Raw genomic sequence first — 23,143 nt, 5'->3', positions numbered from 1 at the left:
GGAGCTTCCAATATTTGGAAACTCCGCATTTACACAGACAAAACCCGCTTACCAGTTTTCGCCGAGCAGTTCAAAGTGAGCCTGGGGATGGTCGCAGGCGGCGCATTTGACAGGAGCCTTATTGCCGGTATGCAGATAGCCGCAGTTGCGGCAGCGCCATACAACCTTTTCTCCGCGTTCAAACACCTTGCCCGCTTTGATGTTGGCGGCGAGTTCACGGTAGCGCTTATCGTGCTGCTTTTCAGCGACAGCTATGGCGCTGAACACAGCGGAGATCAAAACGAAGCCTTCTTCTTTGGCGATTTTGGCGAAGGACGGATACATATCGGTCCATTCGTGCTCTTCGCCTGCGGCGGCGGCCAGCAGATTGTCAACGGTTGTTCCAACAGGTCCGGCCGGAAAACATCCGGCGATCGAAATTTCGCCGCCCTGCATCAGTCCAAACAGACGTTTGGCATGTTCTTTTTCCTGATTGGCGGTTTCTTCAAAAATATCGGCGATCTGAACGTAGCCTTCCTTTTTGGCTGCGCTGGCGTAATAGGTGTAACGGTTGCGGGCCTGCGATTCGCCGGCGAATGCGGCCATCAGGTTCTTCTCGGTTTGGCTTCCTCTGAGTTCCATGGTTCGTTCTCCTTTTGGTTTAACGGGCGCATTATGCGGGTTGCCGCTTATATTTCAAAACAGATTTAAAATGTTTTGGCTTTTCTCCGCAGGCATTAACCGCTAACAGATAACACTCTTTTTGAACGCACCTGTAGTTCAATGGATAGAACACTGGCCTCCGAAGCCGGTGATCTGGGTTCGACTCCCGGCAGGTGCACCAGCCTTCGCTCGAAGCGAAGCGCAGAGACTCACTATGATCAGGCGTTTGAAACAGCGTTTTGCAAGCACCAGCGGCGATGTCCGCCGATTTCTGGGGGCCATTGCCATCGCCAGCTTTTCCGGCAGTATCGTGGAAGCCGTCTTTAATAACTTCCTGAACGAAACGTTCACCATCAGCAGTCTGACCCGGACGCTGATTGAAATCCCGCGCGAAACGCCAGGCCTGCTGGTGATGTTCTTCTCCGCCCTGCTATTTTTTTCTGTGCAATCGTCGGCTGGCGGCCTTCGCACTGGCGCTGTGCTCCGTCGGACTGACACTGATCGCCTTCAGTTCAAATTCGCTGATCATCGCTCTGGCCTGCCTCTTTATTTACAGCACCGGCCAGCACCTGATGATTCCGCTTCAGTCCGGCATCGGTATGGAGCTGGCCCGCGAAGGACAGGACGGACGGCGGCTCGGCCAAATCAACGCCATCCGTAATTTCTGCGCGATCGGCGGCGCCTTCTTCGTCTTCGCCGGATTTCACTGGCTGCACCTCAACTTTTCATACGCTTTCCTGACGGCCTCGGCGGGATTTCTCTGCGGAGCGATCATGCTCTACCGGATGAAAGCCAGCCGCCCGCATCCGCCGTCGATGCATCTGAAGCTTCATAAAAAATACCGGCTGTTTTACTGGCTCTCCATTCTCTACGGAACCCGCAAACAAATCTTCCTCACCTTCGCGCCGTGGGTGCTGGTTAAAGTATTCGCCCAGCCGGTGCAGAACATCGCCATCCTGATGACCATCGGCGGAATTCTCGGAATCATTCTCCAGCCAATGCTCGGACGGCTGATCGACACCCGAGGCGAACGGTTTGTGCTGGCCGGTGAAGCGCTGGTGCTGATCGGCGTCTGTTTGCTTTACGGCTTCGCCGGAAAACTGTTCTCCACGTCCATCGCCCTGCTCGTCACCGGCGGATGCTATATCGCCGACCAGCTTTTGATGTCCGTCGGCATGGCCCGCGCCACGTACCTGAAAAAAATCGCGCTCTCACCGGATCACATCATGCCCGCGCTGTCGGCCTCGACCAGCATCGACCATATATTTTCTATTTCGACCGCCATCCTGTGCGGATGCATCTGGCAGAAATTCGGCTACCAATACGTTTTTCTGATCGGCGCCGCCGTGGCCTGCGTCAATCTGGTCTCCGCGCTACAGATCCGCATTCCTGTCAAAACTGCTGTAGCTTTTCGCGATTGAAATGCCGGTACAGCCGGAACTAGTGCTCACGCCATTTACGTTGGATATTCGGTAAAAAGTCAGCGGGAGTCCCTTTTTCATGGCAAGGTATGTAGTACCGGCTTTAGCCGGAGCAGGTCATGCCGCCTGAAGGCGGGACTACATGCCTTGCCAAAGACGGCCTCATTATTGGAGAAGGCGGCCCACACGATGCTTCCGGCAAAGGCGGGGTCGCTGGATGCGTCGCTTAAATTGCTACATGCTCCAAATAAAAAATCCGCAACCACGCGAACGCGGTGGCGGATTTTCGGTCGAGCCGGAATCAGGCTTAGCTATTCTTGGCTTCGAAATCCTTCATGAAGGCAACCAGCGCATCGACACCTTCGGTCGGGAAAGCATTGTAGATCGAGGCGCGAACGCCGCCGACGGAACGGTGACCTTTGAGGCTGGTCATTCCCAGCTTGGACGCCGCTTTGATAAAGGCTTCTTCCAGCTCTTCGGTCGGCAGACGGAAGGTGACGTTCATCGGCGAACGGTATTCCTTCACCGCAGTGCCTTTGTAGAAGCTTGAAGCGTCAATCGCGGCATAGAGCTTGGCCGCTTTGGCGTCGTTGATCTTCTGCATTCCTTCGAGTCCGCCCTGCGCGATCAGCCAGCGGGTGACCAGCATGATGATGTAGATCGGGAACGTCGGCGGCGTGTTCTTGAGCGAGTTTTCTTCGATGAAGGCGCGATACTGAAACAGTTCCGGCAGCGTTTCTTTCGGTGCAAGTTCAGCCAGGTCGTTACGGATGATGACCAGCGTCACACCCGCCGGAGCAAGGTTTTTCTGCGCACCGGCGTAGATGAGGCCGAACTGCGAAACGTCGATCGGACGCGAAAGAATGTCGGACGACATATCGGCGATCAGCGGCGCTTTGGTTTTCGGAAATTCCTTAACCTGCGTTCCGGCGATGGTTTCGTTGGACGTGATGTGAACGTATGCGGCGCCATCAGTGAACTTCAGTTCGCTGTTGGCCGGCATACGGGTCGGAATTTCTTTCGAGGTGTCGGCAATCACGTTGACTTTGCCGAGCTTCTTGGCGGCCTTGACCGCTCCTGCGCCCCACGAGCCGGCATTGATGTAGTCGGCGCTCTGTCCGGCACCGAGCAGATTCATCGGAATAAAAGAAAACTGGCTGGTTGCGCCGCCGGTCATGAATAGAATGCTGTAATTGTCCGGAACGTTCAGCAGCGTCTTAAGATTGGCGACAGCCTCTTCGTGCACAGCGGTGTATTCCTTGCCGCGGTGACTCATCTCCATAATGGACATGCCGGTTCCTTTGAAATCCAGCAGATCCCGTTGAGCTTCGAGAAGAACTTCGGTCGGCAGAATTGCCGGCCCCGCACTGAAATTATACGCACGCGCCATATTGACATTCCTTTCGGTTAAAAACGACGGAAGACATCTAGCACGGCGAGCCCCGCGCGGGCAAACGGAATGTTGAAATTCTCTTTGGAGTGCGGACGCAAGCGGAGCGCGAGGCCGCTTTTTCACAAACTTTCGGCAAAAAGCTCCGTCGCACTATTCGTTTGCCGGAGCACTCCAAATCATCTTAACCAATCGCTTCCGAACCGGTTTCATCGGTGCGGATGCGGATGCACTGTTCCAGCGGCATGACAAAAATTTTGCCGTCGCCGATTTTACCGCTCTTGGCCGCTTTGATAATCGTCTTGATGGTGAGATCGACGAAATCGTCATTCACGGCGATTTCCAGCCGCACCTTTTCGATCAGGTTAACGGAGCGAACCTGCCCGCGGTAGTGCTCGGTAAACCCCATCTGCTGGCCGCAGCCGCGCACGCGGCTGACGGTCATTTTATGCACCTCAGCGTTGAACAGCGCCGCTTTAACGTCTTCGAGTTTTTCAGGCTGGATAATGGCAATAATCATTTTCATGGCAAAAGTTCCTTTCAGGTTTAGAGCGCGTCTTCAGGATGTGCTTCAATCCGGTGTACCGCGAGATCGGAGCCGATCAGTTCTTCGTGCGGATTCAGCCGGATGCCGACGGTAATTTTCATCAGACCGTACACGATGGTGCTGGCGGCCAGACAGAATAGAATCACCGCCAGTGTCACAATCAGCTGAGAGAAGAACGAAACGCCACCGACTCCGCCGAGCGCCTTCTGGCCGAAAATACCGGCGGCGATCCCGCCCCATGCGCCGCAGACACCGTGCAGCGGCCAGACGCCGAGTACGTCGTCGATCTTCCACTTGACCGTTTCGGTTTCGAACAGGAAAACAAAAATCGCGCCGGCCATCGCGCCGACAACCAGCGCACTCACCGGATGATAAATATCCGAACCGGCGCAGACCGCCACCAGTCCGGCCAGTGCGCCGTTATGCACGAAACCGGCGTCGTTCTTGGAAATAAACATCGCCGCCATCGTGCCGCCGACCATCGCCATCAGTGAATTGATTGCCACCAGACCGGAAATGGCTTCGACCGAACCGGCGCTCATCACATTAAAGCCGAACCAGCCGACGATCAGCGTCCAGCTTCCCAGCGCGAGGAACGGAATACTGCTGACTTTGATCGAATTGGTTTCGTAGCGCTTCAGCCGCGCACCGAGCAGCATAATCGCCGGGAGTGCCAGCCAGCCGCCGACGGCGTGTACCACCACGGAACCGGCATAATCATGGAACGGCGCGCCGAAGGTTGTCGCCAGCCAGCCGGTAGCTCCCGCCAGCGTATTCGAGAACTGACCCCACAGCGAACCTTCGACCAGCGGATAAACCAGACCGACAAAAATTCCGCCCGCCAGCGAGTTCGTCCAGAACTTGGAACGTTCCGCCACGCCGCCGGAAATAATCGCCGGAACGCAGGCCGCAAAACCGAGCAGCAGGAAAAACTTCACATAGGCGAAACCGTGATCAACCGTCAACACTTCAACCGGAACCAGAAAGGAAACGCCGCGTGCAATCGGATAGCCGATCAAGAAATAGACGATGGTCGAGAAGCCCCACTCGCAGATGATCTTATTGAGCGCGTTCACCTGGTTTTTCCGGCGCACCGAACCGACCTCCAGGAAGGCGAACCCGCCGTGCATCGCCAGAATCATCACTGCGCCGATCAGAATGAACAGCGTATTGGAAGATTGCGCCAGTTCGCTCGGTGCGCTTTCCGCCGCCTGCGCGGCACCGACCGACAAAACCGTAAGTAAGAACAGACTCCATCTTTTTCTAAACCACATCTTTGTTTTCCTCCGTTTGTCAGCGTCAATTTTTCCGTGAAAAGTAAAGACCCGAGAAAAGCACGATCTATGCCCCAGCCAAAAATGCCGCCGCAACACCGCGGTCTTAGATGCTGGAGGTGAATGGATTAGAATTATTTTCTGCAACGATCCGTCGCGCCGCCAGAACTGACCAATGTTACACGCCTGTATTTTTTGGTGAACAAATCAGACAAATCTGGTCCGTCCGCGCCGAAATTTGTCCCGCCGCCAGTTTTGTATTTTCTTCTGTAGCCGAGGCCGACGGCCTCGGAATGTGGAAGCGGCATCTTTGCCGCTGGTCACAACGTAGATGCGACGCCCTCGTCGCATGTAAATGAATGAGAAACGCGACGAGGGCGTCGCGTCCACACTTTAAAACTCACCGCTGGAACTTGAGCATGAGTGCGCCGAGCGGCGGCAGGTCGAGCTGGATGGAGAATCCTTTGCCGTGCCACGGCAGGTGGTGCGCGTCGTAAACATCGGTTTCTTTCGGGCCAGAGTCGCTTCCGCCGTAGGTGGCGGCGTCGGTATTAAGAATGACTTTCCAGTCGCCGGCCTGCGGCAGGCCGATGCGATAACCAAGGCGCGGCGTCGGCGTGAGGTTAAGCGCGCAAACAATGATTTCCTGCGGGTCGCGCCCTTTGCGGAGAAATGAAACGACGGAACTTTCCGCATCCTGAAAGTCAATCCAGTCGAAACCCTGCCAGGAAGATTCAATATCGTAGAGCGCGGATTCGCCGGTGTAGAGGCCGTTCAGCCGCTGAACCAGCGTTTTGAGTTTCCGGTGCGGATCGTAGGCGAGCAGGTTCCAGTCGAGGCTGGTCGCGGCGTCCCATTCGCGCCACTGGCCGATCTCGCATCCCATGAAAAGCAGTTTCTTGCCGGGATGCGCAAACATATAGGCAAAGAGCAGGCGCTGGTTGGCGAACTTCTGCCAGAAGTCGCCGGGCATTTTGTCGAGCAGTGAGGCTTTGCCGTGAACGACTTCGTCGTGTGAGAACGGCAGGATGAAGTTTTCGGTGAAGGCGTAGATCATGGAAAACGTCAGGTCGCCCTGATGGTATTTCCGGTGAACCGGATCTTTACTGAAATATTTCAGCGTGTCGTTCATCCAGCCCATGTTCCACTTGAAGTCGAAGCCGAGGCCGCCGATATCAACCGGATGCGAAACCTGCGGGAAGGCGGTGGATTCTTCGGCAAACGTCAGAAAGCCGGGGCATTCCGCGTGTACCATGCTGTTGAAGTGTTTGATAAATTCAATCGCTTCGAGGTTTTCGCGTCCGCCGTATTTATTTGGAATCCACTGTCCAGCTTCGCGGGAATAGTCCAGATACAGCATACTGGCGACGGCGTCCACACGCAGGCCGTCGATGTGATATTCATGCGCCCAGAAGATGGCGTTCGAAAGCAGGAAGCCGCTCACTTCGTTGCGGCCATAGTTGAAAATCAGCGTGCCCCAATCCATGTGCTCGCCCTGGCGCGGATCGGAATGCTCATAAAGATGTGTGCCGTCGAAGTAGCCGAGGCCGTGCGCGTCTTTCGGAAAATGCGCCGGAACCCAGTCGAGAATCACGCCGATATTTTCCTGATGGCAGCAATCCACAAAATGGCGAAAATCGTCCGGCGAACCGAACCGCGAGGTCGGCGCATAATAGCCGCCAGTCTGATAACCCCACGAACCGTCGAACGGATGCTCGGCAATCGGCATCAGTTCAATATGCGTGTAGCCCAGCTCTTTGACATAAGGAATCAGCTGTTCGGCCAGCTCACGGTACGTCAGCCAGCGGTTACCCTGCTCAACGTTGCGCTTCCACGATCCGAGATGGACTTCATAAACACTAATCGGCTTTTCGTGCCACTTGGTCTGCCCGCGCTGTTTAATCCACGCGGCATCGCTCCACTGATAACGGCTGAGGTCGCAAACGACCGACGCCGTGCGCGGACGCACTTCGGCGGAAAAAGCATATGGATCGGCCTTTTGCGCCCAGAATCCGTCCGGCCCTTTGATCTCAAATTTATACGGGTCGCCTTCTTTGACACCGGGAATGAACAACTCCCAGATGCCGGAATTGCCGATGAGTTTCATCGGATGAATCCACGCTTCCCAGTTATTGAACGAGCCGATCACACTGACGTGCTGAGCATTCGGCGCCCAGACCGCGAAATAGACGCCCTGCTTGCCGCCTTCTTCCAGCAGGTGCGCGCCGAACTTTTCATACGTCCGGTAATGCGTTCCTTTGCCGTGCAGGAACAGGTCAAAGTCCGTCAGCTTCGGTCTCGTTTCCATTATCAGTAAGCCCTCGCGTCGCTGTTTTCCATGAAGTTGACAAACGAGCGGTTGACGACGCGATTGCCGCCGGGCGTGGGATAGTCGCCGGTAAAATACCAGTCGCCCTTATGCTTCGGACAGGCGGCGTGCAATCCTTCGATGCTCTGGTAGATCACCTGAAACTCAGCCTTGAGGTCGGACGGTCGCAGAATCGCCGCGATTTTTTTCTCCACTTCATTCGGTTTGAAGAGTTTGTAAAGCGCCTGCACTTCGTTCTGAACCTGATCGCGCGGCAGTTCGAGGCTCGCTTTACAGGCGTCATAGATATTCTTCAGGATCGTATCGCGTCCGGTTTCCTTCACCAGCGCGACGGCCGCCTGAAACGCAACGAAATCCTTCAGCTTCGACATATCGATGCCGTAGCAGTCCGGATAGCGGATTTCCGGAGCCGAGGAAACGATAACGATTTTCTTCGGATTCAGCCGGTCAAGAATCCGCAAGATACTCTCGCGGAGCGTCGTGCCGCGCACAATCGAATCGTCGAGGATCACCAGCGTGTCGGTTTTTTTGACCACGCCGTAGGTCGTGTCATACACCAGCGAAACCAGATCGCGCCGGTCGGCGTCAGCGGTGATAAAGGTGCGCAGCTTGGCGTCCTTCGTCATGATCTTTTCCATGCGCGGCTGATAATTCACCAGCTCGGCGATTCGCTCGGCGGTCAGGTTCCGTTCATGCAGAATGTGATATTTTGCCCGGTCGGCGACGTAGGCTTTCGCCCCTTCCATCAAACCGTAAAATGCGGCGTCGGCCGTGTTCGGAATGTAGGAGAACACGGTGTTATCGAGATCATAGTCCACCGCCTTCAGAACCGGCTCGGTCAGCTGGCGGCCCAGCTGTTTGCGCTCGCCGTAAATGTCGCGGTCGGTTCCGCGCGAAAAATAAATCCGCTCAAAGGAACACGGCCGGATTTCCTGCACGTCTGAAATCGGTTCATGCAGCACCTCGCCGTTTCTACGGACAATCAGCGCATGACCCGGTTTGATTTCCTGAACCGCGTCAATCGGCACATCAAACGCCGTTTGAATGGCCGGTCGCTCAGAAGCCACCACCACAAACTCATCGTCGTGGTAGAAAAATCCGGGGCGGATACCGCAGGCGTCGCGCATGACAAACAGATCGCCGTTACCGATAATACCCGCCATCGTGTAGCCGCCGTCAAAATTCTTCACGGCCCGCTTCAGCACGGTTACCAAATCGAGATGATCGGAAATTTTTTCTGAAATCGCCGAGCGCTCCACACCTTCCTTGCGGAACTCACGAAAAAGACGGTCGTTCTCTTCGTCGAGGAAATGGCCGATCTTTTCCAGCACCATCACCGTATCGGTTTCATCGATCGGATGCTGACCCAACTCGACCAGCGCGTCAAAAAGTTCATCGTTGTTGGTCAGATTAAAATTACCCGCCAGCACCAGATTGCGGCTGCGCCAGTTGCTCGGCCGCAGGAACGGATGACAGAAATCAATGCCGCCGCGGCCGCGTGTGCCGTAACGCAGATGGCCCAGCAGCAGTTCGCCGGCAAACTTCGCGTTGCGCTTCAGCCAGACCGGATCGTTTGCGTTCGCCGGATTTTCGGCCTGCGATTCCGCCAGCGCCGCCAGCATTTCCTGATGAACCCGCGCAATCGGGTCTTTGTCTGCGGAACGCGAACGGAAGATAAACGGCTTGCCCGGCTCGACATCCAACTTGATGACCGCCGCGCCAGCACCGTCCTGCCCGCGGTTATGCTGCTTTTCCATCAGCAGATACAGGCGGTTAATGGCGAAAGCGGGTGAACCGTACTTTTCGACGTAATATTCGAACGGCTTCAAGAGCCGGATCGCGGCGATGCCGCATTCATGGCCAATCCAGTCACTCATATCCCATACACTCCTTGGTTCCGGATAAGATTGAGCGCACATCCTTGCATCCGGCCCCGCCCCGGTCAAACGGAAATCTAACCGAACATCCGCGCCCTTCCCCAAACAGTCAAAAAAAATCCGTGAAATCGGGGCGGTTCGTGGTAGATTTTCGGCCCGCTTAGCACTGATAACTTATAACTGAGAGTTGCCCCATGACTTCTAACGAAATCCGCCAGTCGTTCCTCGATTTCTTCCAATCGAAACAGCACACCCTCGTCAAATCCGGCAGCCTGCTGCCCGACTCCCCGAACTTGCTGTTCACCAACGCCGGAATGAACCAGTTCGTGCCGATCTTCCTCGGCCAGTCGAACTGCCCCTACTCGCCGGGCCGCGCCGCCGACACCCAGAAGTGCATCCGCGCCGGTGGCAAGCATAACGACCTCGACGACGTCGGCCTCGACACCTACCACCACACCTTTTTTGAAATGCTCGGCAACTGGTCCTTCGGCGACTACTTCAAAAAAGAAGCTATCGACTGGGCGTGGGAACTGATCACCAAAGTCTGGGGCTTCCCGAAAGAGCGCCTCTACGCCACCTACTTCGGCGGCGACGACAAAATGCCCGCCGACACCGAAGCGCAGAACTTCTGGCTGAAATATCTCCCGGCCGACCACGTCGTCCCCGGCAACCGCAAAGACAACTTCTGGATGATGGGCGATACCGGCCCGTGCGGCCCGTGCTCCGAACTGCACGTTGACCTTTCCCCGAAAGGCGACGGCGGCGCAAAGATGGTCAACGCCGGTTCCGCGCAATGCATGGAAATATGGAACCTCGTCTTCATCCAGTTTAACGCCAACCCCGACGGAACCTTCTCGCCGCTCCCGGCCAAACACGTTGACACCGGTATGGGCTTCGAGCGCGCCTGTTCCGTCATCCAGTGCACCAAAGGCTTCAAGGATTTCTCCGGCGTCATCTCCAACTATGAAACCGATGTCTTCACACCGATCTTCCAAGCTCTGGAAAACATGAGCGGCAAAAAATACGGCAGTTCGCTCACCGATCCGACCGACATCGCCTTCCGCGTTATCGCCGACCACATCCGCTGTCTCAGCTTTTCCATCGCCGACGGCATCGCGCCGTCGAACGAAGGCCGCGGCTACGTTCTGCGCCGCATCTTGCGCCGCGCCGTCCGCTACGGTCGCGCCCTCGGTTTCCGCGAGCCCTTCTTCTACAAACTCGCCGACACCGTCGCCGACAGCTTCGGCGACGCCTTCCCCGAACTGCGCAAAAATGCGGACCGCGTTCAGAAAACCCTCAAAGCCGAAGAAGAATCCTTCAACCGCACCCTCGACCGCGGCCTCGACCTGTTCGAGCAGGTTGTTTCAACCCTTTCTTCTGTAGCCGAGGTCCGCGACCTCGGTCCGCGATCAGGGATCGCGACTACAGTTTTCCCGGCCAACGAAGCCTTCCGGCTTTACGACACCTACGGTTTCCCGCTCGATCTCACCGAACTGCTGGCCCGCGAACGCGGCCTGACCGTCGATGTCCCCGGTTTTGAAAAACTGATGGAAGAACAGCGCAACCGCGCCCGCGCCGACCACGCCAAAAAGAAAACCGTCGTCACCGTCGAGAGCGAAGGTCTCGAAGTGAACCCGACCGTCTTCATCGGTTTCGATAACCTCGAAGCCGAAGCGCTGGTTGAAGCGATCTCCCCAGTTGTAGCCGCGATCCCTGATCGCGGTTCTTCTGTAGCCGAGGTCCGTGACCTCGGTCCGCGATCAGGGATCGCGGCTACAGAATATAACATCATCTTGGACAAAACTCCGTGCTACGCCGAAATGGGCGGACAGTCCGGCGACACCGGTAGAATCCGGCTCATCGCCGACGAAAATCTGATCGGCGAATTGCAGATTCTCGATACGCAAAAACAGGGCGAACTGATCGTCCACCGCGCCAAGCTGGTTTCCGGCCGCGCGCCGGAGCCGGGCGAAGGCGTGCTCGTTGACGTCGATGCGGAGCGCCGCGCCGATATTCAGCGCCACCACACCGCCACCCACCTTTTCCACTGGGCGCTGCACAACGTCGTCAGTAAAGAATCCCGCCAGCGCGGCTCGCTCGTCGCGCCGGAACGGATGCGCTTCGACTTCAACTCGCCGGAAAAAATTTCCGACGAACAGATCGCCAAAATCGAAAAGCTGGTCAACGACCGGATTAAAGCCAACGAGCCGGTTTACTGGACCGAAGTTCCGTTCACCGAAGTACAGAAACAACCCAGCATCCAGCAGTTCTTCGGCGAAAAATACGGCGACACCGTCCGCGTTCTCCAGATGGGCGGACACAAAGGTAAGTTCGACGGTTTCTCGATGGAACTGTGCGGTGGCTGTCACGTCCGCAACACCGGCGACATCGGTCTCTTCAAAGTCATGCGCGAATCGGCCATCGCCGCCGGTATCCGCCGTATCGAAGCCGTCTGCGGAAAATTCGCCAAACAGTTTATCGAAGAGCAAAAGGCCGCCGGCGCCGCTGAAGCGGAACGCACCAAAGAAGTGGAACGCCAGAAACAGCTCGCCAAGCAAAGACAGGCCGAAATGCAAGCGAAGGCTCCGGCGATTGCGGAAGAACTGCTCGGCAAAATCAAAGACGGATTGCTCATCGAAAACATGGGCGAAGCCGACGCCGAATTGCTCAGCGCCGTCATGGACGCGCTTCAGCCGAAACTCACCAGTGCCGTCGTCATCCTCGGCGGAGTTTCCGACGGTAAAGTCGCTTTGGTTTGCGCCGTCACACCGGATTTAGTCAAAGCCGGAAAGAACGCCGGAAAAATCGTCGGCGCGATTGCCAAGCAGTGCGGCGGCGGCGGCGGCGGCAAACCCGACCGCGCCCAGGCTGGCGGCAAACTGCCCGAAAAACTGGCGGAGGCTCTGGATAGTGCAGGGAAATCGATCTAGTCGCTTAAACCGCAAATGAAAAATTACGTCAGCCAGCGGGATATAGACTTAACTGTAGCTTTACTGGATGAACTCCCTGTTAAATCAGCGCACATCCAGTATTTGTACGAAGAGTCTTCTTGCTTAAACGATGAATTCCCAACGCCACTAATAACGTGGCTTGAAAAGTGGAGATCGGTTGATTTTCATTTTGAGAACAAGCGCCTTGAAAAAAGAAGAATGGCCTTTCAACAAGCATTAGATATCTTGTCTTTCAATCTACTCACCGGCAAGTACGCTCCCAAAAAAGCCGTGTGCGATAAATACCTAGATTTAGTTGCCGAAATCAAAAAAGCCGAACTGGAACCACCGTGGAGAACCTCAAAACCCCATTCACGACGAAAAGAGATTTTTTGGATCATCATCGCATCAGCAGTGTGGACGCCGTTATTTACACCTCTGTGGATTAAACTGGAAGAAAGCGAGGGTGTTAGAACGGGAGGAATCGCTTTTACGAGCATCTTCATTCTCATCTGGATACTTATTACCAGTTTGTACTATGCAAAAAATAGCGGTCCGATTTTTATTGGCCGCTATAGAATCTGTTCGGTTTTTATTTTTGTTTTTGCCATGGAGCTTGTAACGCTTATTTCACTAGCTATCAATATTGCCATGTACGGATTTTAATCAGGCAAAAAAGTCAGTCCCGTAATCTAGTAAATTTGGATCTGCTATGGAGATAATCGAATGCCCGTGCGGGAGCGGGAAAAATTTTCAGGGCTGTTGCGGGCAGTGGCTTTCCGGAAAACAAAGCGCACCGACGGCGGAGGCGCTGATGCGTTCGCGCTATACCGCCTACGTTTTGAAGAATGTCGATTATCTGGTGAAGACCGCCCTGCCCGCGTCGCGCGAACCCGATCTGGCGGAATCAATCCGGGACTGGATCGGTCAGGTGACGTGGCAGAAACTGCATGTGCTCCAGGTTGGAGCCGGCGGACGTTCCGATAACGAAGGCACGGTTGAATTCATCGCCGAGTTTATCGGCCCGCGCGGTGCCGACCGCCACCACGAGCGCTCGCTGTTCAAGAAAGTCCGCGGCATCTGGTATTACGCCGAAGCCATTCAGTAATTTTCCAAAATTTCACCCTCGCAGAGATTCAGAGACCGCAGAGTTTCCTGGCGTCTTTGCGCCTTTGCGAGAAAAGCTCCCCGCTCCAATAAATCATCTTCGGCATAGCCGAGGCGACAGCCGGTTCATAGATGGTCATCAGGAATACATGTTCTGCGACCTTGAAGAAACCAGCTCCGCGGATTAATGATTCACCGATTCTGAGATGAAGGGGCGGAACCTATGCAGACGCTTGTTAGATCGTTGGGTGCTGTGCTGTTTGTTTTCATGTTTTCACAGGCGGTATCCGGCGAAGAGTTGCCGTTCCAAGGAATAGAGAAGACAAAAACGTTTCCGGAACTGCCGGACACGCTGTTTAAAAAAATACGAGGAATTGACGAGCCGCCCGCGGTGTCCGTTTCTTTTCCGCTGGATTACGATGCGACCAAAAGTTATCCGGTTGTCCTGTTCATGGGCGGATCACAAGGCCACAGCGGACTCTCAGCGCAACCCGTCCGCAGAATTTTCGGCGACCGGGATTTCATCTGCATCAGTCTGCCGCTTTTTCTGGAACACCTTGACCCGTTGGCTGAGAACGGATCGAACAAGTGGTCGCGTATGTACATTGCTCCGTCGGAAGCCGGGTTTATCTGGGCCCAGTATAAGGTACTGCTTGCGGCGGCTTTTGAGATGATTCCGAATGCCGACCCGCGCCGGTGTTTTATCGGCGGTTTTTCCAACGGGGCGAATACCACCGCCGCCCTGTTGAGCCATCCGGAAACCCGCGACGGGCTCCTGAAGTATTTCAGGAATTTTTTCCTCATTGAAGGCGGCGATGAAATCGATCCGGTCATTGCTCCGGCAGACGCGACCTACTATATGGCATGGGGCGACGACCGGCAGGATTGGCGGCAGGAATTCATTAATCAGTTTCAGAAAAAGGCGGCGGAGCTTTCAGCGTTATCTCAAAAAGTGGTCACTCATGAAATGCCCGGCACCGGCCATGCGTTCCCGCCATCGGAGCAAAAGCTGCTGCGCGAATATATCCTGAAGCTGGCGGGTGAGCCGGTCGCAACACGACGTCCTTGACCCGCCCTATCCGGCCGCTGTACAAACGACACCGGAATCGGGGTTACATCATTCTCTGCAAACAGGAGGTTTTTATGTCTCTCTCAGGAAAAGCGTTTCGCGCGATCATGCTCGCACTCGGCGTTTCTGCTTCGGTGTCGTCGGCGCAAACCAACTACATTTACAATGGCGACTTTTCTGCGCCCATCACGACAACAACTAAAATGCTCCTGCTCAATAACGGCCACGACTGGTCTGTTAGCACAAACAATATTGTCACATGGGACAAAATAAACGGACACAACGCCCCCGGATGCATGAGAATCAAGGCCGATACCGTCGGGGCTGTAAAGCCGAAGTTCGACCGGATCATCGCGCCAATTACGACAACCGGCGCTGACGTTTATGCTCTAGGTGCGACCAAAATGCAGATCAAATTCTGGGTGCGGAGCGGCCGGGCGGATGGCGCTGACTCAAAGGTCTTTGCGCGGTTCGAGGCCTTTCTAAACCATTCCCCGTGGACAATGGTTCCCAAGGGATTCTTGACCTATCCTCAGCACAATAAAGGCGCAGGCAAGTGTGACTCCGTGTGGCGCGAGTGCGTCATAAACGACATGCCGGTCACCAGCAATAACGTTTACAACTTCCATTTTCTCGTCAACGACACCGACAGCGAAATCCTCGTTGACGACATCACGTTTGTGATTTCCGAAACCGGCTCGGCGGCGACATCAACCCATTAAATGAAGACGATTCACTTCTACCCTTGTATTGGAGAATAAAATGAAACTTAGCTTAAGCCTTAACCTTGTAAAAATCCTCGGTCTTGGTCTGGCGGGCAGCGTGACAGCGGAACAACATTCCCTGCCTCTCGAAAAGCCGGTTGCGCCCGGTGGTGAACGACCGAACGTGATCCTGATTCTCACCGACGATCAAGGCTTCGGCGACATCGGGTTCAACAATAATCCCAAAATCCGCACACCGAATATTGATCGTCTGGCGCGCGAAGGAGTCCGTTTCGAGCAGTTCCACGTCAACCCGGTCTGCTCACCCACGCGGGCCAGCCTGATGACCGGACGTTACTATTACCGTACCGGCGTCGTGGACACATGCAACGGGCGTTCAATGATGTTTCCCGACGAAACAACCGTTGCCCAAATGCTCGGCACCGCCGGATACCGTACCGGCATTTTCGGTAAGTGGCATCTGGGTGACAACCACCCGATGAGAGCGATGGACAAAGGTTTTCAGGAATCGCTCGTCATGAACGGCGGCGGGCTGGCGCAAGGCGGCGACGCGCCGTTCGAGATCAGCCCCAACGGCGCTTATTTCGATCCATGGCTTCAGCACAACGGAGAGTGGACTCGAACGAAGGGCTACATCACCGATGTCCTCACCGACGCGGCGCTTGCTTTCATAGAAAAGAAAACGGATCAGCCGTTCTTTATCTATCTGCCCTATAATGCGCCGCACATCCCGTTACAGGTGCCGGAAAAATATTATGCGCACTATAAAGACGCCGATCTGCGCGTTCCGCAGACCGGCGGCCACCCCGTTCCGAAATTCGACCATGAAACCACCGCCCGCGTTTACGCAATGGTCGAATGCCTGGATGACAACATCGGCCGTCTGCTGAACCGTCTGGATCAGCTCAAGCTTGCTGAAAATACCGTTGTGATTTTCATGAGCGATAACGGCCCGGAACAGATGCGCTACAACGGCGGCCAGCTCGACCTCAAGCACAGCACCCATGAAGGCGGAATCCGCGTGCCGTTTTTTGCGTACTGGCCGGGACATTTCCGGGCCGGTCAGTCCATAGACCGGCTGACCGCGCACATTGATGTACTGCCGACACTGCTTGATCTGTGTCGTGCGGAAAAACCGGAAGGCGTGAAACTGGACGGCCTCAGCCTTCTGCCTTTGCTGACGGGCAATGCCACCAACTGGCCTGACCGTACGATCTATTTTCAGTGGCATCGCGGCGACATGCCAGAGATGAACCGGGCTTGTGCCGCGATCTCACAACAGTACAAGCTGGTACAGCCGAAGAGCGCTTTTCGTCTGGAAGCCGGACAATCGGATTTTGAACTCTACAACCGTGAAATCGATCCGCTGGAAATGAATAACATCGCTGCGCCGACTCCAGATGTCGTCATGCAGATGCGGCGCGATTACGAAGCCTGGTTTAAGGACGTCACCGGAGCCAGAGATTACACGGTGCCGCCGCGTATCTATATCGGCGCGCCGGAACAGAAAAATGTACTGCTGACCCGCCAGGACTGGCGTGTGCAGGGCGCGCGCTGGACGCCGGTGGGTGCGGGCTATTGGCAGGTGGATGTCCGGCGGGCTGGCGATTACAAGATCACACTGCGCTTCGAGAAAACGAAACAGCCGTCCACCGCCAAACTCACGCTGGCGGATGTTAGGCTTCAGCAGAAAATCCCCGCCGGCGAAACGATCGTTGTACTGCCGAAGATTCACCTGCCCAAAGGTCCGGCGATGCTTGAAGCCGTTCTGGGAAGTGACTCCCGTCAGACGGGCATGCGATCCGTCGAGGTAACCTCACTGGAATAGAGACGGGCGTATCCGGTCGATTTCCGGAAGCGAATTTATTCTAACCCGCGCTTAAACAAGTCGTCTTCGTCGAGGCCGAGGTAATGGCCTAATTCGTGCAGATAGGTGATGCGAACCTCGTTCCGGAAGGCGGATTCATTCCCTTCTGCTTCGTCCCAGAGATTTGCAAGAAACAGGATGATTTGCGGCGGCATCGGCTCGTCTCCCGCACAGGCGAGTTCCGGGCCGGTGAAAAGGCCAAGCAGATCATCTTCCAGTCCGTCGTCCGGATCAGGTTGTGCCTTAAACAAAACCGGCACCTGCTTCGCCGGCCCGGCCAGTGGCTTCGGCAGTGCCGCGAGCACCGCCGCCACTTCGTCCGCCGCCACTTTTTCCAGCCGCCTATTCATTGCGGTAAAAATTCTTTTCACAGGATCTCTTTGAGGGCTTTCAAAACAACTCGGTTCTGAACCGGTGTGCCAACGGTAATGCGAATCCATTCGGGCAAGCCGTAGCCGTCCATCGGGCGGACGATAACTTTGCGTTTCTGCAGTTCGCCGAAAACTTTTCGTCCGTTACCGGTTTTAACGAGAATGAAGTTCGCATACGAAGGAACATAAGCCAGACCGAGCGCGGAAAAACTCGATGCGAAAAGTTCCAGACCCTGAAAATTTGTCTTCCGCGTTTTTTCTAAATGTTTGTCATCGTCGAGCGCGGCGAGCGCGGCGGCCAGCGCCATGGCGTTGACGTTGAACGGCTGGCGGACGCGGTTGAGCAGTGCGATCAGCTTTTCGTGCCCGACGGCGTAGCCGATGCGCAGTCCGGCCAGTCCGTACGCTTTGGAGAAGGTGCGCAGAACGATGACATTCTCTCTGCCCTTCTGGATTTCTTTGACCAGATCGGGCTTCGAGCTGTCGGGCATGAATTCAAAGTAGGCTTCGTCAAAAACGGCCAGCACATGCGCGGGAAGTTTCTTCAGGAAGGCCTTGATCTTGGCAGGCGAAACAATGGTGCCGGTCGGATTATTCGGATTACAGATGATCACCATGCGGGTTTCCGGCGTCACCGCCTCCAGCATTGCGTCGAGGTCGTGCGAGAACTTCTTCATCGGCGCGGCAATCACCTTCGCGTTGAAGAGCATGGCGACGAGGCGGTAAACGACGAAAGCGCCTTCGCTCATGACCAGATTGGTTCCGGCGCCAAGATAAACGTGGCCAAGGAATTCAATCAGCTCGTTACTGCCGTTACCGAAAAGCAGGTTCTGCGGTTTCACACCGAGTTTTCCGGCCAGCTTTTCTTTCAGGTAAAAGCATCCGCCGTCAGGATAGCGGTGCATTTCTGCCGCCGCGACGGCCATCGCTTTCATCGCCTTCGGCGACGGGCCGAGTTCGTTTTCGTTCGAAGCGACTTTGATGATTTCGGAAATGTCAGCGAACCCGAGTTCGCGCGCCACCTCTTCAATCGGTTTGCCCGGCTCGTAAACCGGCACACTGGAAATCCATTCGTTCGTTTGCATCACGCGACAGGGGCTCTCATTTTATTTCTCGCAAATTTCCAGACATCGGAAATGCGACCGGTTTTAAGGCGCCATGCGGCGGAAAGAATAACGGGGATGTCAAAAATAAAGGCCATGACGGCCACCGGAAGCATGCCGAGTTTTTTAACCGTTCCGATCTTCGGGTTTTTCCAGAAGCGGAAGCGGAACCACGGCGACGGCATCGTTGCGTAGAGTCCGTTCACGTGGATGTTGAGCTGGACGAGGCGGTGCAGCCACGACGGGTCAGTCTCGTCGCGTGCGCGCAGGTAAGCCATTAAATTAAGATTCGGCTGTTCCGTACGCATCGTCTTGAGATGGCTCATGAGTGTTTCAATAAAGGTCTGCCCAACAAAGAGACGCACACGGCGATGATAAATATCGGTGAACGTACGATACGCTTCAAAGGTATAGGCGGCATTGCGTGCGAGACCAATCCGCATCGGTTTGTCCTGCGTCGATGCCATATTGCTGACAATCATCCGCTTGAAACAGCCGTCCACCGCGCCGGGGAAATATTTAGGGAGCCAGACGGAGCGCATTGCGGCGGCGCGTGCGCAGAAGCAGTGTCCGCGCACCTGTGCCGTCTGGTTTTTTTCCGTGAAGCGAGTGACGGCCAAATTCAGCCGGTCGCAGAAAGTTCGGCATTTCGCCGCTTCAATGTGTTTGCGACCGACCGGCGAAACGACCTGCATACCGGAATCTTTCTGAAGCTCGTTGAGCATCCACTCAAACGCGTCGTCCTGATCAATAACAATGTCGGCGTTGACGAAATAGATGAAGTCGGCGTCGGCCCGGCTGTAGGTATGCGCCAGCAGGTTCCAGGCATTGGCAAAGCCCGCTTCAGGAACTGTTTCAAGCCGCAGGGAAACTGTACCATTCTCCGGAAATTCGCGGCGGGCCTTTTCGAAAAACTCCGCCGTCACTTCGACGGTGGAATCGGTGCAGCCGTTGGCGATAACAATTAATTCTGTTTCAAAGCCCGATCCAGCCGCGTTGCGAAAAATGGTCTGCTTAAGAACAGATTCCAAGGCCTGCACGATACCGGATTCTTCATTCCAAGCCACCACGCCGACCGAAAGTTTCAGCTTATCGCCCGATCCATCCCGTTTCAGAAAACGCGACGGAGACGGTGCTTCTGCGGCTCCGAACTCCGGAAAAAAGTCACTCATTCTTCCATCCCTTGAACATTTACATTTCTGCTTTCGGATATGAACCGAGAATATTGAGCACGGCACAGTGCTTTGAGAGCGCTTTGAGGGCGTCCTTCACATGCGGATCGTCCGCATGGCCTTCGAAGTCGACGAAGAAATAGTATTCCCACGCCTTGTTTTTGCTGGGGCGAGACTCAATCTTGGTCATATTGATCCGGTTAATTTTGAGCGCGTCGAGCGCGTCGTGCAGAGCGCCGACTTCGTCCTTGATGCCGAAGTAGATCGATGTTTTATCTTCACCGGTCGGTTCGCTGTATTTTTTACCGATGACCAGAAAGCGGGTCGTGTTGCCGCTGGAGTCCTGAATATTATCGGCGATGACGTTCAGACCGTAGAGGTCGGCGGCCAGCGCGCTGGCAATGGCGGCGCAGTCACTTTTCGCAGCCATTTCAGCGGCCAGCGCAGTACTGTTGACCGCATCCATTTCCACGCCGGAAAGATTTTCGCTGAGCCAGCGGCGGCACTGGCCGATGGCTTCCTGCTTACTGCAAACCCGCGTGATTTTTTCCTTCGGTACGGAGGCGAGCAGATAAAGCGCGACTGGCAGATAAATTTCCGCACAGATTTTGAGCGGCGTTCCGGTGAACTGATCGAAGGTGTGCGTAACCGCACCTTCGATGGAGTTTTCAATCGGTACGACGCCGTAGTCGGCGGTTCCGCGCTCGACGGCGGTGAACACATCGGTGATGGTGCCGACCGGATGGTAATCGACGCTGGCGCCGAACTTGGCGTGCGCCGCCTGATGCGTGAATGTGGCCGGAGGGCCGAGATAAGCAATCTTCAGATTGCTTTCCAGTGCCAGTGCGGCCGACATGATTTCGCGGTAGATGGCGCGCGCCGACTCGGCGGGGAGCGGGCCGTTATTCAGCGCGGCAATCCGGTCAAAGACGGCTTTCTCGCGGGACGGAACATAAATTTCGCCGCCTTGCTCTTTTTTGGTTTTCCCGATTTCGAGCGCGACTTTGATCCGCTCGTTGAGGAGCTTCACCAGCTCCGCATCGAGACCGTCAATCTGCTTCCTCAGCTTCTCCAGACTCATGATCGCCCTCCGTTTCCGCCTGTTCCGCCCGCAGTTCTAGCTCTTTTTCCATCGCAGGGAAAGTTTTTGTCCGCTCTGGTTTTTCCATCCGCTTCAGTTCTTCCATACCGGGCATCTCGTCGAGCGCCCGCAGGCCGAAGTGTTCGAGGAAGCGCTGGGTCGTTCCGAAAAGCCACGGACGGCCCGGCAGGTCACTGCGGGCGACCACCTTGACCAACTGCATTTCGACCAGATTGCGGAGAACCTGATCAACTGCGACGCCGCGCACCGATTCAATCTCAGAACGCAGGATCGGCTGGCGGTAAGCGATGATGGCCAGCGTTTCAAGCGCGGGCTTGGAAAGCCGGGCAGCGTGGTCTTTGTCGAGCAACGTGCGCACCCATGGGCCGCAGTTGATTTCGTTCTGCAACCGGTAGCCGTGCGCTATTTCAGCAATGCACAAACCGCTACTGCTGCGCGCCAGCTCGTTTTTCAGTTCCTCGACGGCGGAAACGATTTCGTCCTCCTTGATGGCGGAAAACTGTTCGTAAGAACCTCCGTAGCCGGCGCCTGCATCGGTCAGCACCTTGCGCAGCTCCTTGGAAGTCATCGGTTTCTTCGCCGCGAACAGCAGCGAGCCGATAATCTGTTTGAGTTCAGGAAGTACTTCAATATTGCTCATGGTTGTTCATTCTCCTGCAAAACCGGTTCGGACTCGCCGCCCTCCACCTGCTCAATGACAATTTCACCGAAATGATTATCCTGCCGCGCCGCCAGCCGGTTGAGTTTCATCAGCTCCAGCACAGCGAGAAACGTACAAACGATTTCCTGGCGCGAGCGCATCCCGCGGAACAGACGGCCCAGCGTCAGCGGTTTGCCGTTTTTTGTCGTTTCCAAAAGGTAGTCCACTTTTTCGCTGACCGTGAACTGCTCGGCGAAAATTTCGTTCAGTTCTTCTTTCGGCGCGCGATCCAGCGCCTGATTCAGTGCACTGATTAAATCAAAGATGCTGACATCCGACATGCCGATTTCAGGCCGCGCGCCGAGTTCGACATGTTCGCCTTCCCGCGAAAAAACATTTTCCTGAACCTCTTCAAGGTGCCCAAGGAACCCGGCGGCATCCTTGAACTTTTTGTATTCAACCAGCTGGCGTACCAGATCCCAGCGCGGATCGTCTTCGTCGTCCTCTTCCACCGGCCCGCGGTCTTCGTCGGGCAGCAGCAGTCGGCTCTTAATCACCATCAGCGTCGCGGCCATCACGATGAAATCGCCGGCGATCTCGAGATTGAGGATTTTCATCAAATCGAGATATTCCATGTACTGGGTGGTGATCCGCCCGATCGGAATGTCGTAGATGTCCACCTCATCTTTTTTGATGAGATAGAGAAGCAGATCGAGCGGGCCTTCAAAGACCTCCAGATTCACTTTGTATTCTTCGTTCGGAAGCAGATCGGGCATATGAAAATCCTTAAAGCTCATCCAGCGTCACCACACGCAATTCTGTAATTTTCTTCCAGGCGTGATCATTCGTAATAACAATATCCGCCCCGAAAACCTGCGCCGTTGCCAGTTGAATTGCATCCGGCGTTTTAAAACCGTATTCAGCCCGAAAATGGACACACTGGTTCATGATTGACGGATTGGTTTGTACAATTTTAAGAAACCGGGTTTGGGTTAACAGATGGGTATAAAGTTGCTCCATCGGCTGGTCTTTCATTTTGCGGGGAAGAGCCAAAACTTCGACATACGTGACAAATGAAGTAATCCACTGTTGACGAAAATTCGCCACAGCATCTATCAATGCATCCATTTTACTGGAAAACTGCGGATGATTTTCGATGTAATAAATCACCGGAGCGGTATCAATGAACAGGATTTCGTCGCCTCTAAAACTTAATCCCACTCTTCACGCTCCTTCCGGACGTATTCGTCAGGAGTCTGTCCCGTACTCTCCCACATCTCTTTTCCCGCCCCTCGCAATCGGCGGAACTCATTGACCGCTTCAGTAACACGCCGGTATTCTTCATCATCCCATGTACCGAAAAATTCAGAAAAATCTATTTTGCTTCCACCCTTTTTCTTCACTGCGTACGCTTCCGCAACCGGCTCACTGACGGCACTCTCTTCAATCGCCGTCAGCCGGGCGATTTTTTTTCCGGCCCGCTCAATGATGACTTCTTCGTGTTTAATGGAAACCAGATTGAGGAGTTCCCCAAGATTCTGCCGCGCTTTAACTGCCGTAACGGTAATACTCACGAT

General features: G+C 55.1%; 21 protein-coding genes and 1 tRNA gene. 8 read left to right on the top strand and 14 right to left on the bottom strand.

Annotation, left to right across the window (positions count from 1 at the left end; all coding sequences use genetic code 11):
- Positions 1-48: 48 nt before the first annotated feature.
- Complete coding sequence (locus tag HOO88_01645; protein ID NOU35469.1) at positions 49-621, bottom strand: rubrerythrin family protein; 573 nt, start codon at positions 619-621, stop codon at positions 49-51.
- 127 nt (positions 622-748) lie between these two features.
- Here HOO88_01645 and HOO88_01640 point away from each other — a divergent pair.
- Positions 749-823 (top strand) — tRNA-Arg (locus HOO88_01640).
- Between the two features lie 259 nt (positions 824-1,082).
- Positions 1,083-2,063, top strand: a complete 981-nt coding sequence (locus tag HOO88_01635; protein ID NOU35468.1) for an MFS transporter — start codon at positions 1,083-1,085, stop codon at positions 2,061-2,063.
- Positions 2,064-2,370: 307 nt separating this feature from the next.
- On the opposite strand, the gene serC is transcribed toward HOO88_01635, so the two are convergent.
- The 5 genes from serC to HOO88_01610 form a co-directional block, all read right to left on the bottom strand.
- Entirely contained in the window at positions 2,371-3,453 is a 1,083-nt protein-coding gene (serC, locus tag HOO88_01630) for a 3-phosphoserine/phosphohydroxythreonine transaminase (GenBank protein NOU35467.1), read from the bottom strand.
- Between the two features lie 184 nt (positions 3,454-3,637).
- On the bottom strand, positions 3,638-3,979 hold the full coding sequence (locus tag HOO88_01625) for a transcriptional regulator (protein ID NOU35466.1): 342 nt from the start codon (positions 3,977-3,979) through the stop codon (positions 3,638-3,640).
- Positions 3,980-3,999: 20 nt separating this feature from the next.
- Complete coding sequence (locus HOO88_01620; GenBank protein NOU35465.1) at positions 4,000-5,274, bottom strand: ammonium transporter; 1,275 nt, start codon at positions 5,272-5,274, stop codon at positions 4,000-4,002.
- Positions 5,275-5,674: 400 nt separating this feature from the next.
- Entirely contained in the window at positions 5,675-7,582 is a 1,908-nt protein-coding gene (gene glgB, locus HOO88_01615) for a 1,4-alpha-glucan branching protein GlgB (GenBank protein NOU35464.1), read from the bottom strand.
- 2 nt (positions 7,583-7,584) lie between these two features.
- Positions 7,585-9,480 (bottom strand): amidophosphoribosyltransferase, encoded by a 1,896-nt coding sequence (locus HOO88_01610; GenBank protein ID NOU35463.1) that lies wholly within the window; start codon positions 9,478-9,480, stop codon positions 7,585-7,587.
- A gap of 194 nt (positions 9,481-9,674) precedes the next feature.
- Between HOO88_01610 and alaS the strand changes: the two genes are divergently transcribed.
- The 6 genes from alaS to HOO88_01580 all read left to right on the top strand — a co-directional run bounded on the left by alaS (position 9,675) and on the right by HOO88_01580 (position 17,139).
- Complete coding sequence (gene alaS / locus HOO88_01605; protein ID NOU35462.1) at positions 9,675-12,410, top strand: alanine--tRNA ligase; 2,736 nt, start codon at positions 9,675-9,677, stop codon at positions 12,408-12,410.
- 15 nt (positions 12,411-12,425) lie between these two features.
- Complete coding sequence (locus HOO88_01600) at positions 12,426-13,076, top strand: hypothetical protein (GenBank protein ID NOU35461.1); 651 nt, start codon at positions 12,426-12,428, stop codon at positions 13,074-13,076.
- 52 nt (positions 13,077-13,128) lie between these two features.
- Positions 13,129-13,518, top strand: coding sequence for a zinc chelation protein SecC (locus tag HOO88_01595; protein ID NOU35460.1), 390 nt, complete (start codon positions 13,129-13,131; stop codon positions 13,516-13,518).
- 222 nt (positions 13,519-13,740) lie between these two features.
- A complete protein-coding gene (locus HOO88_01590) occupies positions 13,741-14,586 on the top strand; it encodes a hypothetical protein (protein NOU35459.1) in 846 nt (281 codons plus the stop codon).
- Positions 14,587-14,660: 74 nt separating this feature from the next.
- Positions 14,661-15,308 carry a hypothetical protein gene (locus HOO88_01585; protein ID NOU35458.1) on the top strand — a complete coding sequence of 216 codons (648 nt, stop codon included), beginning with the start codon at positions 14,661-14,663 and terminating at the stop codon, positions 15,306-15,308.
- Between the two features lie 40 nt (positions 15,309-15,348).
- Positions 15,349-17,139 carry an arylsulfatase gene (locus HOO88_01580; GenBank protein NOU35457.1) on the top strand — a complete coding sequence of 597 codons (1,791 nt, stop codon included), beginning with the start codon at positions 15,349-15,351 and terminating at the stop codon, positions 17,137-17,139.
- A 35-nt stretch (positions 17,140-17,174) separates the two neighbouring features.
- On the opposite strand, the gene HOO88_01575 is transcribed toward HOO88_01580, so the two are convergent.
- From HOO88_01575 to HOO88_01540, 8 genes are read right to left on the bottom strand one after another with little or no spacing between them, the layout of a single operon-like run.
- On the bottom strand, positions 17,175-17,528 hold the full coding sequence (locus tag HOO88_01575) for a metallopeptidase family protein (protein NOU35456.1): 354 nt from the start codon (positions 17,526-17,528) through the stop codon (positions 17,175-17,177).
- 17 nt (positions 17,529-17,545) lie between these two features.
- Complete coding sequence (locus tag HOO88_01570; GenBank protein ID NOU35455.1) at positions 17,546-18,634, bottom strand: histidinol-phosphate transaminase; 1,089 nt, start codon at positions 18,632-18,634, stop codon at positions 17,546-17,548.
- Positions 18,634-19,824, bottom strand: a complete 1,191-nt coding sequence (locus HOO88_01565; protein NOU35454.1) for a glycosyltransferase family 2 protein — start codon at positions 19,822-19,824, stop codon at positions 18,634-18,636. Before HOO88_01565 ends, HOO88_01570 begins: the two co-directional genes overlap by 1 nt.
- A gap of 19 nt (positions 19,825-19,843) precedes the next feature.
- Positions 19,844-20,905 (bottom strand): prephenate dehydratase, encoded by a 1,062-nt coding sequence (pheA, locus tag HOO88_01560; protein ID NOU35453.1) that lies wholly within the window; start codon positions 20,903-20,905, stop codon positions 19,844-19,846.
- Positions 20,874-21,566 carry an SMC-Scp complex subunit ScpB gene (scpB, locus tag HOO88_01555; GenBank protein NOU35452.1) on the bottom strand — a complete coding sequence of 231 codons (693 nt, stop codon included), beginning with the start codon at positions 21,564-21,566 and terminating at the stop codon, positions 20,874-20,876. Before scpB ends, pheA begins: the two co-directional genes overlap by 32 nt.
- Positions 21,563-22,342: a segregation/condensation protein A gene (locus HOO88_01550; GenBank protein NOU35451.1), complete on the bottom strand. Its 780-nt coding sequence runs from the start codon at positions 22,340-22,342 to the stop codon at positions 21,563-21,565. The genes scpB and HOO88_01550 overlap by 4 nt, the downstream gene beginning before the upstream one ends.
- A 10-nt stretch (positions 22,343-22,352) precedes the next feature.
- Positions 22,353-22,787, bottom strand: coding sequence for a PIN domain-containing protein (locus HOO88_01545; GenBank protein NOU35450.1), 435 nt, complete (start codon positions 22,785-22,787; stop codon positions 22,353-22,355).
- Positions 22,778-23,140 (bottom strand): type II toxin-antitoxin system Phd/YefM family antitoxin, encoded by a 363-nt coding sequence (locus HOO88_01540; GenBank protein ID NOU35449.1) that lies wholly within the window; start codon positions 23,138-23,140, stop codon positions 22,778-22,780. Before HOO88_01540 ends, HOO88_01545 begins: the two co-directional genes overlap by 10 nt.
- Between the last annotated feature and the right edge of the window lie 3 nt (positions 23,141-23,143).

The sequence above is a fragment of the Kiritimatiellaceae bacterium genome (genome assembly GCA_013141415.1).
GTDB lineage: Bacteria > Verrucomicrobiota > Kiritimatiellia > Kiritimatiellales > Tichowtungiaceae > Tichowtungia.
Note: the sequence above shows the minus strand (reverse complement) of the source record. Positions and strands in the feature narration are given on the sequence as shown.